The following is a 14807-nucleotide window of genomic DNA, read 5'->3' as shown; positions in this document are numbered from 1 at the left end:
TCTCGAGATTCCGGGTTCGATGCTGCGCATCGCCCCGGAACGACTGCAGCCTCAGCCGTCCTGCGGCTGCGGGCCGTCATAGCCTTCGATGATGATGAGGTCGGCGACCGAGTGCGGCTGGCGCACCTTGATGTTGGCCTGGTACTCCGGCGAATTGTAACAGGCGAGCGCGGTCTCGTAGTCCGGAAATTCAATCACGACGTTGCGGGTGCGGCTGGCGCCTTCGACCGTGGTGAACTTGCCGGCGCGAACGACGAAGCGGCCGCCCCATTTCTTGAAGATCGGACCGTTGGCGACGGCGTAGGGCTTGTAGCCCTCGTCACTGCTCACATCGACACGCCCGATCCAGTAGCCCTTTGCCATTGCTCTTCTCCCTTGTTGATTAGCTGAGCGCTTGCACGATCTCGGCCTGGATTGCGTCGGCCGCCGCCTTGGGATCGGAGGCCTCGAGGATCGGCCGTCCGACGACGAGATAGTCGGCGCCCGCCGCGATCGCACGACCCGGTGTCATGACGCGCTTCTGGTCGCCGGTCGGTGCGCCCGCCGGACGGATGCCGGGCGTGACGAGGCTCATCTGATGGCCGACGATCTTGCGCAAGGCACCGACCTCTTCCGGCGAGCAGACGAGTCCATCGATGCCGAGCACCTGTGCCTGCTGTGCGCGCGCTTCGACCAGATCGGAGACGCCGAGCCGATATCCGGCCGCGTGCAGGTCGTCGTCATTGTACGAGGTCAGCACCGTGACCGCGAGAATCTTCAAGCTCGATCCGCCACGCCCTTCGACCGCCGCCTTCATGGTCTGCGGATAAGCGTGGACGGTGAGGAAGGTCGCCCCCAGCCTGGCGACACTCTCGACACCGCGCATCACGGTGTTGCCGATGTCGTGCATCTTGAGATCGGCAAACACTTTCTTGCCCTCGCCGGCGAGCTTGCCGATCAGCGGCAGGCCGCCGGCATAGGCCAGCTGATAGCCGATCTTGTAGAACGTGACGCTGTCGCCGAGCCTTGCGACCATCGCCTCCGCAGCCTCCGGGCTCGACACGTCGAGCGGAACGATCAGGCGGTCCTTGGGGGCAATCTCGGCTGGCGTCATGTCACCTCACATCATGCGTTGGGAAACGTCGATCAACTGCGCTACCAGCTCCTTCAACGCGGCGATATCGCCCTCGTTCTTCAGCCTGTCCATATCGTCATAGGCCTGGTCGGCAAAGGCGAGCGTGAGCTGGCTGGCAATCACATTGGCGTGGCACGAGGAGAGGATCAGCCGCAAGGCCTGGAGCGCGCGGGCAGCACCAAGCCGGCTCTGCGAGGCGCCGGCAAGCGCGAAGACGCGGTTGCGGAACACCTCGCCGCGCGCCTCGTGCAGCTCGTGCACGCGGCTGACCCAGTCGATCGCGTTTTTGAGCAGCGGCGGCACCGAGGCGTTGTATTCGGGCGAGACGATGAGGATGCCGTGATGGGCGCCGATCATGCGCTTGAGATTGATGGCGTGCTTGGGCACTCCGGATTTGGCCTGGAGATCGCCGTCGTAGATCGGCAGCGGAAAATCGGCCAGCGAGATGCGGGTGACGTCGACGCCGGCCTGAGCGAATTCATACGCGGCGAGCGCTGCCAGCTTCGCATTGTGCGAGCCGGTGCGCAGCGAGCCGGGAATGATCAGGATTTTGGGCGCGGACATCCAATCCCATGCGTTCGGCGAAACGGGCCCGCCGCGCTAAAGGAGGAGCCGGCGGAATTAATCCTTGCGATACACCCAGACGCGGGCCGGCGGAAGGTTCATCCAGATCCGTTCCGAAGCCTCTGTGGACACGCCGTGCAGCGATTTCGGGATCGGCGGCACCACCGCATAGGTGAACTGGATGAAGGGCGCGCCGGGCGCGAGCGCGGTGAAGGCGTCGCGAATGAGCCGCAGCCGCGTCAGCATCGGTTTTGTGACGAGCGGCAGGCCCGAGACGACAGCGCTAGCCGGCGCGCTCAAGACATTCCAGAGCGTGTCGCGGAGGCGATAGGCATCGCCCTGCACCACCTTGGCTTGTGGGTAGCGATCGCGCAGCAGCGCGCAGAAGCCGGGATTGTATTCGACGAGGACAAGACGCTTCTGATCGACGCCGCGCTCGATCAAGGCCGAGGTGATGGCGCCGGTGCCGGGTCCGAGCTCGACCACCGGTGCGTCCGAATCGACATCGACGTAATGAGCCATGGTCCGCGCCAGCAGCTTGCCTGACGGCATGACCGCGCCCATGTGCAGCGGCTTTTCGATCCACGACCTGAGAAAGCGCACCTCGTCATCGAGTCGAGGCTTCTTCAACGCACGCGCGGACGATGGCAATGGCATGTTGGGACCGGACGGGACCGCGGGACCGCGGCGTGTCAGAAAATGGTCATAAAGACGTATAGGCCGAAGACGGTACGGTCAAGACAAGTCAACTCGCCCGATTACCGAAGAAATCCTTGACCTTGGCGAAGAAACCCTCGGATTCCGGCTGGGTGTTGCCGGAGGAGAGCTTGTCGAACTCGGCCAGCAATTCCTGTTGCTTCTTGGTGAGATTCTGCGGGGTCTCGACCACGACCTGGACATACATGTCGCCCATCTGGCGCGAGCGCAGCACCGGCATACCCTTTGATGCAATGCGGAATCGGCGGCCCGACTGGGTTCCGGCGGGCACCTTCACCTTGGTCTTGGCCTTCTCGATTGTCGGCACCTCGAATTCGCCGCCGAGCGCAGCCGTCACCATCGAGATCGGCACGCGGCAATGCAGATCGGCGCCGTCGCGTTGGAAGAACTGGTGCTGGGCCAGCGACAGGAAGATGTAGAGGTCGCCGGGCGGTCCGCCGCGGACTCCGGCCTCGCCCTCGCCGGCGAGCCTGATCCGTGTGCCGTCCTCGACGCCTTGCGGAATGTTGACCGACAGCGTGCGCTCGCGGGTGACCCGGCCCTGGCCGGCACAGGCCGGGCAGGCGTCCTCGATCATCTGGCCGCGGCCCTGGCAGCCGGGACAAGTGCGCTCGAGCGTGAAGAAGCCCTGCGACTGCCGCACGCGGCCGGCGCCGCCGCAGGTGGAGCAGGTCTTCGGCTTGGTGCCGGCCTTGGCACCGATGCCCGAGCAGGCCTCGCAGGTGACCGAGACCGGGATCTCGATTTGCGCGGTCTTGCCGCCAAAGGCCTCCTCGAGGGTGATTTCCATGTTGTAGCGCAGGTCCGCCCCGCGCTCGCGGCCGCCGCGGCCGCGCTGACCGGCCATGCCGAACAGGTCTTCGAAAATGTCGGAGAAAGAGGAGGCGAAGCCCGCACCGAAACCGGCAGCGCCGCCAAAGCCGCCGCCCTGCTCGAACGCGGCGTGGCCATAGCGGTCGTAGGCCGCGCGCTTGTCCTTGTCTTTCAGGACCTCGTAAGCCTCGTTGATTTCCTTGAACTTGACCTCGCTGGTCTCATCCCCGGGATTGCGGTCGGGATGGAATTTCATGGCCAGCTTGCGGAACGACGATTTCAGCCTGGATTCGTCGGCGTCTCGTTCGACTTCGAGGGTCTCGTAATAGCAGCGCTTGGTGGACGTGGACATGCTGAGCTCGGTCTATCCAATCGCGATTCAAGTTGGCGCGGAACAACGCTGACATACGGCGATATAAGCGCCCTTCGACCTTGCGGCAGAGGGCAGCATGGCAGCGCTGAGAATAACGGCTGGGAATTGATCGATGGCAGCGGGGCCGACTTCGAGGGAGTCTTGGCCCGCCCGCCCCGACGCGACGGCCTCCCCCGCGAGGGAGGAGGCCGGTAGCGCGTGTGGGGTCCAGGTCGCCCGCATCGTCACCCTCTCGGGGCTTAAGCGGACTTCTTGTTGTTCTTGTCGTCGTCGACCTCGGTGAATTCCGCATCGACGACGTCGTCCTTGGCCGCATCCTTCTTGGCGTCGGCCTCGGCCTGCTGCTTGTACATGGCCTCGCCGAGCTTCATCGAAGCCTGCGCCAGCGTCTGGGTCTTGGCCTTGATCGCCTCGGCATCGTCGCCCTTCAGCGCTTCCTTGAGGTCGCTGACGGCATCCTCGATGGCGCGGCGCTCGCTCTCGGCGACCTTCGAACCGTGCTCGGCCAGCGCCTTCTCGGTCGAATGCACCAGGCCGTCGGCCTCGTTCTTGGCGGTCACGGCCTCGCGGCGCTTCTTGTCCGCCTCGGCATTGGCCTCGGCGTCCTTGACCATCTTCTCGATGTCGGCTTCCGACAGACCACCCGAGGCCTGGATGCGGATCTGCTGCTCCTTGCCCGTGGCCTTGTCCTTGGCCGAGACGTTGACGATGCCGTTGGCGTCGATGTCGAAGGTCACCTCGATCTGCGGCATGCCGCGCGGAGCCGGCGGGATGCCCATCAGGTCGAACTGGCCGAGCATCTTGTTGTCGGCCGCCATTTCACGCTCGCCCTGGAAGACGCGGATGGTGACGGCATTCTGATTGTCCTCAGCCGTCGAGAACACCTGGCTCTTCTTGGTCGGGATCGTGGTGTTGCGGTCGATGATGCGGGTGAACACGCCGCCCAGCGTCTCGATGCCCAGCGACAGCGGGGTCACGTCGAGCAGCAGCACGTCCTTGACGTCGCCCTGGAGCACGCCGGCCTGGATCGCGGCACCGATCGCCACGACTTCGTCCGGATTGACGCCCTTGTGCGGCTCCTTGCCGAACAGCTGCTTCACGACTTCCTGGACCTTCGGCATGCGCGACATGCCGCCGACCAGCACGACTTCGCCGATCTCACCGGCGGTGACGCCGGCATCCTTCAGCGCCTTGCGGCAGGGCTCGACGGTCTTCTGGATGAGGTCGTCGACCAGCGCCTCGAACTTGGCGCGGGTGAGCTTCATCGTCAGATGCTTCGGGCCGGTCTGGTCCGCCGTGATGAACGGCAGGTTGATCTCGGTCTGCGTCGTTGAGGACAGCTCGATCTTGGCCTTTTCAGCGGCTTCCTTCAGGCGCTGCAACGCAAGCTTGTCGTTGCGCAGGTTGATGCCCTGCTCCTTCTGGAACTCGTCGGCCAGATAGCCCACGAGGCGCATGTCGAAGTCTTCGCCGCCGAGGAAGGTGTCGCCGTTGGTCGACTTCACCTCGAACACGCCGTCGCCGATTTCGAGAATGGAGATATCGAACGTGCCGCCGCCGAGGTCGTACACGGCGATGGTGCCGGCCTTGGTCTTGTCGAGGCCGTAGGCGAGCGCGGCCGCGGTCGGCTCGTTGATGATGCGCAGCACTTCGAGGCCCGCGATCTTGCCGGCGTCCTTGGTCGCCTGGCGCTGGGCGTCGTTGAAGTAGGCGGGAACGGTGATGACGGCCTGATCGACCTTCTGGCCGAGATGGGCTTCCGCGGTCTCCTTCATCTTCTGCAAGATGAACGCCGAGACCTGCGAGGGCGAGTAGGTCTGGCCGTCGGCCTCGACCCAGGCGTCTCCGTTGGAGGCTTTCACGATCTTGTACGGGACGAGCTTCTTGTCCTTCTCGACCATCGGGTCGTCGTAGCGGCGGCCGATGAGGCGCTTCACTGCGAAGAAGGTACGCTCGGGATTGGTGACGGCCTGGCGCTTGGCCGGCTGGCCGACGAGGCGCTCACCGTCGTCCGTCACGGCGACGATCGAAGGCGTCGTGCGCATGCCTTCGGAATTCTCGATGACTTTCGCGTTCTTGCCATCCATCACGGCGACGCACGAATTCGTGGTGCCGAGGTCGATCCCAATGACCTTTCCCATGGTCCTGATACCCTTCTTTTTGCGGCAGGTTGGCTGGGCCCAGAAGGCACCCGAACCGAAACCCCCTAAGATCAAACATCCGCGATATTGCGATGATTGAGGCTCATATAGGAGGGGGGGAGGGGCCCGCAAGGACCGAAGCTACGTTTCTGCCGCGAAAACATTGGGTTTTGAAAGATGATGTCCGGGCTCCGCCGCCCTTGCGGGTGAGGAATTATTAACAGGTTCGGGCCTCGGCAAGCCCCCGCCACCCGCAACAGGCCCCGCCCTGTTGCGGCAAGGCCAAACCCGCTAAAAGGCGAACCGGCCGGACAGCCGGCGCAGCTGCTTCGCGCGACAAAGCGGCCCGGCGGCCGACCATCGAACGGCCTCAATGTGAACCAATCAGAGTGCCCATGAAGCTGATCCGCCCCCTCGCCGCGCTGGCCCTCCTCGCCGTAACAGTGTTTCCGGCCCTTGCCGCCGACGCCGTTTTCCCACCTGGCTTGCGCCTCGGCATGGTGCCGCTGATCGGCCTCAGCACCGCCAAGACCTTTCCCGGCTTCGAGAGCGAGGATGGCAGTGTCAAGGTACTGGTCACCGAGCTGCCGCCGGCGGCCTATGGCGAGGTCGTGAGCGCCTTCAATGCCAATCCCGCCGGGACCAATGGCGTCACGCAGGACAAGATCGAGACCCCCGCGGGCCTCGCCTATTTCACCACCGAAAGCGGCAAGGCCGGCGATACCCCGGTGAAGCGCTATTCGATGATCGTGCCCGGCGCCGGCTTCTCCGGCTATGTCGCGGTGCAGATCCCGGAGAATGCGACCAAGATCTACACGGATGAAGCGGTGCGGCAGATGTTTGCGAGCACAGTCACCCGCAGGCAGGTCTCGGCTGAAGAGCAGATCGCGCTGATGCCGTTCAAGATCACCGATCTCGCCAACTTCAAGGACATCCGAACGCTCGCGCCGGGCAGCAGCATCATCCTCGCCGACGGCGATGAGAGCACGGGTTACGAGTCGAAGCCGTTCATGATTCTCGGCGTGATCGGCGCCACCCCGCAGCAGGCCGACGACCGCGCCCGCTTCGCCCAGGAGGCGGCGCTCCAGATTCCCGGCGTGCGCGAGTCGCGCATCACCATGTCCGAGCCGATTCGCATCAACGGCCAGCAGGGTTTCGAGACCCGGATCGACGGCGTCAGCGGCAAGGACAAGATCCCTGTGACCGTGGTGCAGTGGATCCGCTTCTCGACTGGCGGCGCATCATTGCGCATCATCGCCAGCGCCCCACGCGACCAGTGGCTGCCCGCCTTCACCCGCTTTCGCGCCGTTCGCGACGGCATCCAGCCGAAGGGATAGCTGCATCCGCAAGCGAGATGCGCTCCCTCCCTCGCTTGCTTGCGGGAGGCTTGGAGAGCGCTGTCTCACCAGCGAAGACTCTCCCAGAGGAGAGCCTCAACCGGCCGCTTTGCGCACCATGAGGATCGATCAGTTCGGCGCGCCATTCGATTCATTGTTGTTGGCAGCGGGAGTTGCCTTCGCACCGCCCTTGGCGACACCGACCAGCGCCGGGCGCAGCACGCGCTCGCCGATGGTGTAGCCGGCCTGCATAACCTGCACCACGGTGCCTGACGGCACCGACGCATCGGGTACTTCGTACATCGCCTGGTGGAAATTCGGGTCGAACTTCTGGCCCTGCGGATCGAGCTTCTTCACGCCATGCTTCTCGAGCGCGCTGTGCAGCGAGCGCTCGGTCAACTCGACACCCTCGATCAGCGCCGTGAGGCCGGGATCGGCCGCAGCACGCGCTTCGGCCGGAACGGCATCGAGCGCACGCTGGAGATTGTCGGCGATGTCCAGCACGTCGCGGGCAAAGCCGGTGATGCCGTAGAGGCGCGCGTCGGCGACCTCCTTCGTGGTGCGCTTGCGCAGATTCTCCATCTCGGCCAGCGTCCGCAGCATGCGGTCGCGCGCCTCGGCCGCTTCCTTCTGCAACGTTTCGACCGAGCCCGGCTCGGGATCGTCGGGCATGATGTAGGGCTTTGACACCACGGGCTCGGGCGTCGGCGCGGTCGTGTCTTCGGGTTGCCGGTCTCGATCGGTCATCGGCTCTAATCTCGAACTCGTTTCCAGGGATTGTTGGCCCGGATATCGTGCCTTAGCTTGCGAAAATCAAGCGCCTGTGATCGGAGGAGGCGCCGGTCAGCCCCCCAAGAGGCGGCTGACGATGCGGGCGGCGTAGTCCACGGTCGTGATCACGCGGGCATAATTCAGCCGCGTCGGCCCGATCACGCCGAGAACGCCGACGATGTGGCCGGCGGCATCCCGATAGGGCGAGATGATGGTGGAGGACCCCGACAGCGAGAACAGCTTGTTCTCGCTGCCGATGAAGATGCGCACGCCCTCGGCGGTCTCGGCCCGGCCGAGCAGGTCGATCACGCCCCGCTTGGTCTCGAGGTCGTCGAACAACAGGCGAACGCGCTCCAGATCCTCCAGCGCATGCAGATCTTCGAGCAGATTGGCATGGCCGCGAACGATGAGCTGGCGATCCTCGTTCTCGCCGCCGGACCAGCTGGCGATGCCGGCCGAGATAACTTTCTGCGTCAGCTGATCGAGCTCGGCACGGGCCTCTCCAAGGGCCGTCTCGAGCTCGAGCCGCGCCTCGGCCAGCGTGCGGCCGCGGATCCGCGCATTGAGGAAATTCCCGGCTTCGGTGAGCGCCGAGGAGGGAACCCCGGGCGGCAGCGCCAGCACGCGGTTTTCCACCTGGCCGTCCTCGCCGACGAGGATGACCAGCGCTTTCTCGGGTTCCAGGCGGACGAATTCGATGTGCTTCAGCCGCGCATTGGATTTTGGCGTCAACACGACGGCGGCGGCCCGGGTGAGGCCGGAGAGCCGCATCAAGGCCTCGTCCAGCGCCGCCTCGACCGACTGCGCCTCGCCGACCGAGGAGAGCTGGCTCTGGATCGACTGCCGCTCGGCCTCGTTGAGGTCGCCGACCTGCATCAGGGCATCGACGAAGAAGCGCAGGCCGAGTTCCGTCGGCAACCGGCCGGCGGAGGTGTGCGGGGCATAGATCAGGCCGAGCTGTTCCAGATCCGCCATGACGTTACGGACCGAGGCCGGCGACAGCGGCATGGCGATCAGGCGGGAAATGTTGCGCGAGCCGACAGGCTCGCCGGTCGCGAGGTAGCTTTCGACAATTTGACGAAAGATGTCGCGGGAACGCTCGTTGAGCTGGGCAAGGCCTGCGCGCGGCGCGATCAGATGGATCGGATCGTGATGGGCCACAGACGGTAACTCCTCTCAGATACTCGTAATTTGTCTATCCCGGGCACTTCTGACAAGCGTGGTGTTTGCGGCCGCGAAATCAGGGGGTGAAAAAGCCTTGCCGCCCATCCCCGCCGCACCTACAAGCACCGCGAGCAGCCTTTTCCCGTGAGTTTTGGAGGATTTCCCATGCGGCCAAGCCGCCGTGCGCCCGACGAATTGCGCCCCGTGACGCTGGAGCGCGGCGTGGTGAAATATGCGGAAGGTTCGTGCCTGGTGAAATTCGGCGACACCCATGTGCTGGTCACCGCCACGCTGGAGGACCGCCTGCCGCCGTGGCTGAAGGGCCAGGGCCGCGGCTGGGTCACCGCCGAATACGGCATGCTGCCGCGCGCGACCTCGGAACGGACCCGCCGCGAGGCCTCCGCCGGCAAGCAGAGCGGCCGCACCGTCGAGATCCAGCGCCTGATCGGCCGCTCGCTCCGCACCATCATCAATCTCGAAGCGCTCGGCGAGCGCCAGATCACGGTCGATTGCGACGTGCTCCAGGCCGACGGCGGCACGCGCACGGCCTCGATCACGGGCGCCTGGGTCGCACTCGCCGACTGCGTCAACTGGATGAAGGCGCGGAACATGGTCAAGGCCAACGTGCTGCGCGACAACGTCGCCGCGATCTCCTGCGGCATCTACAACGGCACGCCGGTGCTCGACCTCGACTACGCCGAGGATTCCGAAGCCGAGACCGACGCCAATTTCGTCATGACCGGCGATGGCCGCATCATCGAGGTGCAGGGCACCGCGGAACGCGAGCCGTTCACCGAAGCCGAGCTGCTGGCGCTGATGGCGCTGGCCCGCAAGGGCGTCGCGCGTCTGGTGGACTTGCAGAAACTGGCTGTGGCGTAGTCAATAAGCCATGCACCGCCGAATCACGGACAAGCTGGTCATCGCCACCCACAATCCCGGCAAGCTCGCCGAGATGCGGGAGCTGCTTGCGCCGTACGGCATCGAGGCGGTGTCGGCGGGAGAGCTCGGCCTGTCCGAGCCGGACGAGACCGGCAGCGATTTCCGCAGCAATGCCGCGATCAAGGCGATCGCGGCGGCGCAAGCAGCCAGGCTTCCCGCCTTCGCCGATGATTCCGGCATCGTGGTCGACGCGCTCGACGGCGCGCCCGGCATCTACAGCGCGCGCTGGGCCGGCCCCTCCAAGGATTTCAACGCGGCGATGGCGCAGATCGAGCGCCTGTTGCAGGAGCGCGGCGCCACCACGCCGGACAAGCGCAAGGCGCATTTCGTCTCCGCGCTGTGCGTCGCCTGGCCCGACGATCACCTCGAGCAGGTCGAGGCGCGCGTCGACGGCACGCTGGTCTGGCCGCCGCGCGGGACTGCCGGCTTCGGCTACGATCCGATGTTCCTGCCCGACGGCCACAACCGCACCTTCGGCGAGATGGAGAGCATCGAGAAGCACGGCCTGCCGCCGCTCGGGCTCGGCCTGTCGCACCGCGCCCGCGCCTTCGTGAAACTGGCGGAGATCTGCCTTGAGCCGCGCTAGAGCGTTTTCGAGCGAAGTGGACACCGGTTCGCGCCAGGACAACGCGTCAAAACAGGAATCTAAAGCCTTTGGCGTCTACGTGCACTGGCCGTTCTGCCTGTCGAAGTGTCCCTATTGCGACTTCAACAGCCACGTTCGCCACGCCGCGATCGACGAGGCGCGCTTCGCTTCCGCCTTCGCGCGAGAGATCGCAACCACCGCAGAGCGTGCGCCGGGCCGCGAGGTCACCTCGATCTTCCTCGGTGGCGGCACGCCGTCCCTGATGCAGCCCGCAACGGTCGGCGCCGTGCTCGATGCGATCGGCCAGCACTGGACCGTCGCAGGCGACGTCGAGGTCACGCTGGAGGCGAACCCGACCAGCGTCGAGGCCACGCGCTTCGCCGGCTATCGCACTGCCGGCGTCAACCGCGTCTCGCTTGGCGTGCAGGCGCTCGACGATGCCTCGCTGAAGGCGCTCGGCCGCATGCACAGCGCGCGCGAGGCGCTCGATGCAGTCGCCATCGCACGCCGCTCGTTCGACCGCTATTCGTTCGACCTGATCTACGCCCGTCCCGACCAGACGCCGGCGATGTGGGCCGACGAACTGCGCCTTGCGATCGACGAAGCGGCCGAGCATCTGTCGCTCTATCAATTGACGATCGAGGAAGGCACGCCGTTCTTCGGCCTGCACCAGGCCGGCAAATTGAAGACGCCGGATGAAGCGGTCGCGCGCGCTCTCTACGACGTCACGCAGGAGACCTGCGACAGACTGGGTCTGCCCGCCTACGAGATCTCCAATCACGCCCGGCGCGGCGCCGAGTGCCGGCACAATCTGGTGTACTGGCGCGGCGAGGAATATGCCGGCATCGGGCCCGGCGCGCACGGCCGCCTCGACATCGACGGCGTGCGCCACGCCACCGCCACCGAGAAGCGTCCCGAGGCCTGGCTGCTGCGCGTCGAAACCAACGGCCACGGTGTCGTCACCGACGAGCTCCTCAACAGCGAAGAGCGCGCCGACGAATTCCTGCTGATGGGATTGCGCCTCGCCGAGGGCATCGACCCCGAGCGCTACAAAGCACTCGCGGGCCGCCCGCTCGACCCCCGCCGCATCGCGCTGCTGCGCGAGGAAGGCGCGATCACGGTGGACCCGACGGGCCGGCTGCGCGTGACCAGCAGCGGATTTCCGGTGCTGGATGCCGTGGTCGCGGATCTGGCGGCGTAACAATTCTTCGCCTCGCCGCTTGCGGGGAGAGGCCCGAATGCGCGCAACGCGCGGATTCCGGGTGAGGGGGACTCTTCACGAATCCAACTCTCACCGTCCCCGCGGAGACTCCCGCTCACCCCAACCCTCTCCCCGCAAGCGGGGCGAGGAAGCACATCTCGCTACGCCCCAAAGCTCTTCGGCGAGCCTGCAACCGCAACGCCGCCACCCTGCGTCACCTTCATCACCGCGAGCCCGCGTTCATTGGTGCCGTCCGCGCGGAAGCGGAACAGGCCGTCGATGCCGGCAAAGCCGGAGGGGTTGGTGAGCACGTCGGACGAAAAGCGCGTCGTACCCTGTGTGCGCGCCAGCGCAGCGACGAGCGCGACGGCGTCATAAGCGAGCGTCGCGGTGCGGATCGGCTCGGCGCCGTATTTGGTGCGATAGCGGCCGGAGAAGGCGCGGAAGCCGGCCGGGTCGGGCGCGGCGTAAAGCCCGCCCTGAAGCGCGGCGCTGGCATAGACGCGCGGATTGTCCCACAGGCCGGTGCCGAGCAGCTGGATGTTGCGCAGATTGGCACCTGCGGCCGTCATCGCATCCGCCACTGAGACCACCGCATCGCCGTCATCGGCAATGAACAGCGCGTCCGCGCTGCCGAGCTGCTGCGCCACGGTGCGTGCCGGCGTGGCGCGATCGGCGCCGTATTTCTCGAAGGCGACGATGCGCCCGCCGCGCCGCGGCGCCGCCGCCTTCACCGCGGCCTCGACGACATTGCCGTAGGCGTTGTCGGGCACCAGCACGGCGAAAGAGCGCTTTCCGATGCTGGCGGAATATTCGACGATGCGGTTGACGTCGGACTCCGGCAGGAACGAGAGCAGATAGACGCCGCGCCCGGCGATGCTGGAATCGGTCGAGAAGGCGATGACGGAAATGCCGCGCGTGCGCGCGACCTGCGCCACCGCCGGCACCGATTGCGCGAACAGCGGCCCGAGGATGATCTCGGCGCCTTCGTCGACCGCCTGCTGCGCGCCGGCTTGCGCACCTTGCGGGCTGCCATTGTCGTCCTTGATGAGGAGCTGGATGTTCGGGTTCTGGAACTCGGCCAGCGCCATCTCGGCGGCGTTGCGCATCGATTGCGCGGCGAGCCCGGCGTTACCGGCAGCTGAGAGCGGCAGGATCAGACCTACCTTCACGCCGCCGGTGCCGGCGGTCGTCGCCTGTTGCTGCGGACCCGCCGGCTGGGCCGGCGGCGCGGAGCTCGAGAACGGGTTGGAGAACTGGCTGAGACTCTGCTGCACGCCGGCGCAGGCCGACAGCACGGGCGCACCGAGCAGCAGGCCGAGCGCGCTCCGGCGGGTGGCCCCCGACGATCGGGATCCCGGAGCGAGAGACTTTGGATGACGCGGGCCCATCATGGCAGCTTCTCTTCTGACCCGCCGTTGCCGGCCGGTCACGACATTCCTTCCGCGACACAGGCCGCGGACTCAGGCATATTGTCGGCAAACAGTTAACCAAAACAAAAGGATAACAGCCGCTTAACGCGACCGCCCTCCCGTTCCGGCAGCCGTTCGCCGTCGCTCATCCAGCATCAAGGCGGCGTTTCCGTCGTGAATATGGCGCGATGGCCCTCATTCCCACTCGAGGTGATCCTGGCCGATCACATTCCCGTCCGTTCCTCGCCCCCCATATGGGCACGATCTTGGGCCCGATCTTTTTCGACCAGCCGGTTCCCAGCCCTGCGGATCGTGCCTAAGTTGGCTTCATTATGCGCGCAAAGCCGGCCCCGATAAATACGTCTGAAGCTCAAGACGCCGCCTCGCGCGGTTTCTCCATCGATGCCCATCGGCTCGCGGCGCCGAAGGCCGCGCCGGGTCTCTATCTGGTCGCGACACCCATCGGCAATCTCGGCGACATCACCCTGCGGGCGCTTCAGACGCTCGCCGGCGTCGATGTCATCGCCTGCGAGGACACCCGCATCACGCGCCGCCTGACCGAGCGCTATGCGATCGCAGCAACGCTCAAGCAATATCACGAGCACAATGCGGAAGCGGCGCGTCCGAAGATTCTCGAGGCTCTGGCGCGAGGCGGCTCGGTCGCGCTGGTGTCGGACGCCGGCACGCCACTGATCTCCGATCCCGGCTTCAAGCTGGTGCGCGAGGTCTGCGCCGCCGGCCATCCGGTGCACGCGCTGCCCGGCCCGTCCTCGGTGCTGGCAGCGCTGTCCGTCGCCGCGCTGCCGACCGACCGCTTCTTCTTCGAGGGTTTCCTGCCGGCGAAATCCGCCGCGCGCCGCGCACGCCTCGCCGAGCTTGCGCGCATCGACGCGACGCTGGTGATGTTCGAATCGGGCAACCGGATGCAGGCCACCTTGGACCATCTCGCGGAGATCATGGGCGAACGCGAGGCCGCGATCTGCCGCGAGCTGACGAAGTTGCACGAGGAGGTCAGGCGTGCGCCGCTCGCCGAGCTCGCGCGGCAGGCCGATGCGCCCGAGACGCGCGGTGAGTTCGTTCTGGTGATCGGCCCGCCCGCAGCGGACGCCGACGTGCTGGCATCGGATGCGCTCGACGGGCTCCTGCGCGAGCAGCTTGCCGCAAACAGCGTCAAGGATGCCGTGGCGCATGCGGTCGCACTGTCGGGCCGGCCGCGCCGCGAGGTCTATGCCCGCGCACTGGAGCTCGCAAAGGATCTTCGGGGCGGCGATGGCGAAGACTGATATCCCCAGGGAACCGAAGGTCGCCTCGCCCGAGCGCGTCGCCGCGTTCCGCACCGGCATTTCCGCGGAGAGCCGCGCCGCGGCCTATCTGATGGCCAAGGGCTACCGCATCCTCGCCAAACGCTACCGCACCCCGCATGGCGAGATCGACATCGTGGCGCGCCGCCGCAACCTGATCGCCTTCGTCGAGGTCAAGGCGCGGGCGAGCCTCGACGACGCCGCTTTCGCCGTGACGCCGCGCCAGCAGCAGCGCATCATCGACGCCGCGCAAGGCTGGCTCGTAGCGCATCCCGAGCATGCCGAATTCGAATTGCGATTCGACGCGATGCTGATTGCGCCGCGCTCGCTTCCGCGCCATGTGTTGGCGGCATTCGACGCCTCGACCTGAAAGG

15 protein-coding genes are annotated in these 14807 nt (G+C 66.1%); 6 read left to right on the top strand and 9 right to left on the bottom strand.

From position 1 onward, the window contains the following. Positions 1-51: 51 nt before the first annotated feature. The 6 genes from IVB23_RS21130 to dnaK form a co-directional block, all read right to left on the bottom strand. Positions 52-363 carry a DUF1330 domain-containing protein gene (locus tag IVB23_RS21130; RefSeq protein WP_028133551.1) on the bottom strand — a complete coding sequence of 104 codons (312 nt, stop codon included), beginning with the start codon at positions 361-363 and terminating at the stop codon, positions 52-54. Positions 364-382: 19 nt separating this feature from the next. Then, a complete protein-coding gene (gene pyrF / locus IVB23_RS21125) occupies positions 383-1093 on the bottom strand; it encodes an orotidine-5'-phosphate decarboxylase (RefSeq protein ID WP_061880006.1) in 711 nt (236 codons plus the stop codon). 6 nt (positions 1094-1099) lie between these two features. Continuing rightward, a complete protein-coding gene (locus tag IVB23_RS21120) occupies positions 1100-1678 on the bottom strand; it encodes an NAD(P)H-dependent oxidoreductase (protein WP_061880007.1) in 579 nt (192 codons plus the stop codon). A 57-nt stretch (positions 1679-1735) separates the two neighbouring features. After that, positions 1736-2335, bottom strand: a complete 600-nt coding sequence (locus tag IVB23_RS21115) for an rRNA adenine N-6-methyltransferase family protein (protein ID WP_028178941.1) — start codon at positions 2333-2335, stop codon at positions 1736-1738. A gap of 88 nt (positions 2336-2423) precedes the next feature. Then, positions 2424-3560 carry a molecular chaperone DnaJ gene (gene dnaJ, locus IVB23_RS21110; protein WP_061880008.1) on the bottom strand — a complete coding sequence of 379 codons (1137 nt, stop codon included), beginning with the start codon at positions 3558-3560 and terminating at the stop codon, positions 2424-2426. 260 nt (positions 3561-3820) lie between these two features. Continuing rightward, a complete protein-coding gene (gene dnaK / locus IVB23_RS21105) occupies positions 3821-5722 on the bottom strand; it encodes a molecular chaperone DnaK (protein ID WP_025033017.1) in 1902 nt (633 codons plus the stop codon). A gap of 395 nt (positions 5723-6117) precedes the next feature. Between dnaK and IVB23_RS21100 the strand changes: the two genes are divergently transcribed. Further along, the gene (locus tag IVB23_RS21100) at positions 6118-7059 is read left to right on the top strand and encodes a hypothetical protein (RefSeq protein ID WP_197964995.1); all 942 of its coding nucleotides are present in this window, start codon (positions 6118-6120) and stop codon (positions 7057-7059) included. A gap of 129 nt (positions 7060-7188) precedes the next feature. Here IVB23_RS21100 and grpE read toward each other — a convergent pair whose 3' ends face one another. Continuing rightward, complete coding sequence (gene grpE, locus IVB23_RS21095; RefSeq protein WP_061880011.1) at positions 7189-7806, bottom strand: nucleotide exchange factor GrpE; 618 nt, start codon at positions 7804-7806, stop codon at positions 7189-7191. A gap of 96 nt (positions 7807-7902) precedes the next feature. Beyond that, positions 7903-8991, bottom strand: a complete 1089-nt coding sequence (gene hrcA / locus IVB23_RS21090) for a heat-inducible transcriptional repressor HrcA (protein WP_061880012.1) — start codon at positions 8989-8991, stop codon at positions 7903-7905. 168 nt (positions 8992-9159) lie between these two features. On the opposite strand from hrcA, the gene rph reads away from it, so the two are divergent. The 3 genes from rph to hemW are packed head-to-tail and all read left to right on the top strand — an operon-like array spanning position 9160 to position 11720. After that, on the top strand, positions 9160-9873 hold the full coding sequence (gene rph / locus IVB23_RS21085; RefSeq protein ID WP_028178946.1) for a ribonuclease PH: 714 nt from the start codon (positions 9160-9162) through the stop codon (positions 9871-9873). Between the two features lie 10 nt (positions 9874-9883). Then, positions 9884-10519 carry an RdgB/HAM1 family non-canonical purine NTP pyrophosphatase gene (rdgB, locus tag IVB23_RS21080; RefSeq protein ID WP_061880013.1) on the top strand — a complete coding sequence of 212 codons (636 nt, stop codon included), beginning with the start codon at positions 9884-9886 and terminating at the stop codon, positions 10517-10519. 16 nt (positions 10520-10535) lie between these two features. Then, positions 10536-11720, top strand: a complete 1185-nt coding sequence (gene hemW / locus IVB23_RS21075) for a radical SAM family heme chaperone HemW (RefSeq protein WP_197965109.1) — start codon at positions 10536-10538, stop codon at positions 11718-11720. Positions 11721-11881: 161 nt separating this feature from the next. On the opposite strand, the gene IVB23_RS21070 is transcribed toward hemW, so the two are convergent. Beyond that, on the bottom strand, positions 11882-13114 hold the full coding sequence (locus tag IVB23_RS21070) for a penicillin-binding protein activator (protein WP_247799868.1): 1233 nt from the start codon (positions 13112-13114) through the stop codon (positions 11882-11884). A 350-nt stretch (positions 13115-13464) separates the two neighbouring features. Between IVB23_RS21070 and rsmI the strand changes: the two genes are divergently transcribed. Continuing rightward, complete coding sequence (rsmI, locus tag IVB23_RS21065; RefSeq protein ID WP_247799867.1) at positions 13465-14415, top strand: 16S rRNA (cytidine(1402)-2'-O)-methyltransferase; 951 nt, start codon at positions 13465-13467, stop codon at positions 14413-14415. Next, on the top strand, positions 14402-14803 hold the full coding sequence (locus tag IVB23_RS21060; protein ID WP_061880017.1) for a YraN family protein: 402 nt from the start codon (positions 14402-14404) through the stop codon (positions 14801-14803). The genes rsmI and IVB23_RS21060 overlap by 14 nt, the downstream gene beginning before the upstream one ends. The last annotated feature ends 4 nt before the right edge of the window (positions 14804-14807 follow it).

It is taken from the genome of Bradyrhizobium sp. 191 (assembly GCF_023100985.1).
In the GTDB taxonomy this organism is placed as follows: domain Bacteria; phylum Pseudomonadota; class Alphaproteobacteria; order Rhizobiales; family Xanthobacteraceae; genus Bradyrhizobium; species Bradyrhizobium diversitatis.
This window is presented reverse-complemented; position numbering and strand designations above follow the sequence as displayed.

Bases quoted from the DNA above. Each gene is read 5' to 3' on its own strand.
- IVB23_RS21060 (WP_061880017.1), top strand. From the start codon at position 14,402: ATGGCGAAGACTGATATCCCCAGGGAACCGAAGGTCGCCTCGCCCGAG.
- rsmI (WP_247799867.1), top strand. From the start codon at position 13,465: ATGCGCGCAAAGCCGGCCCCGATAAATACGTCTGAAGCTCAAGACGCC.
- rdgB (WP_061880013.1), top strand. From the start codon at position 9,884: ATGCACCGCCGAATCACGGACAAGCTGGTCATCGCCACCCACAATCCC.
- rph (WP_028178946.1), top strand. From the start codon at position 9,160: ATGCGGCCAAGCCGCCGTGCGCCCGACGAATTGCGCCCCGTGACGCTG.
- IVB23_RS21100 (WP_197964995.1), top strand. From the start codon at position 6,118: ATGAAGCTGATCCGCCCCCTCGCCGCGCTGGCCCTCCTCGCCGTAACA.
- grpE (WP_061880011.1), bottom strand. From the start codon at position 7,806: ATGACCGATCGAGACCGGCAACCCGAAGACACGACCGCGCCGACGCCC.
- IVB23_RS21130 (WP_028133551.1), bottom strand. From the start codon at position 363: ATGGCAAAGGGCTACTGGATCGGGCGTGTCGATGTGAGCAGTGACGAG.
- dnaK (WP_025033017.1), bottom strand. From the start codon at position 5,722: ATGGGAAAGGTCATTGGGATCGACCTCGGCACCACGAATTCGTGCGTC.
- IVB23_RS21120 (WP_061880007.1), bottom strand. From the start codon at position 1,678: ATGTCCGCGCCCAAAATCCTGATCATTCCCGGCTCGCTGCGCACCGGC.
- dnaJ (WP_061880008.1), bottom strand. From the start codon at position 3,560: ATGTCCACGTCCACCAAGCGCTGCTATTACGAGACCCTCGAAGTCGAA.
- IVB23_RS21070 (WP_247799868.1), bottom strand. From the start codon at position 13,114: ATGATGGGCCCGCGTCATCCAAAGTCTCTCGCTCCGGGATCCCGATCG.
- pyrF (WP_061880006.1), bottom strand. From the start codon at position 1,093: ATGACGCCAGCCGAGATTGCCCCCAAGGACCGCCTGATCGTTCCGCTC.
- IVB23_RS21115 (WP_028178941.1), bottom strand. From the start codon at position 2,335: ATGCCATTGCCATCGTCCGCGCGTGCGTTGAAGAAGCCTCGACTCGAT.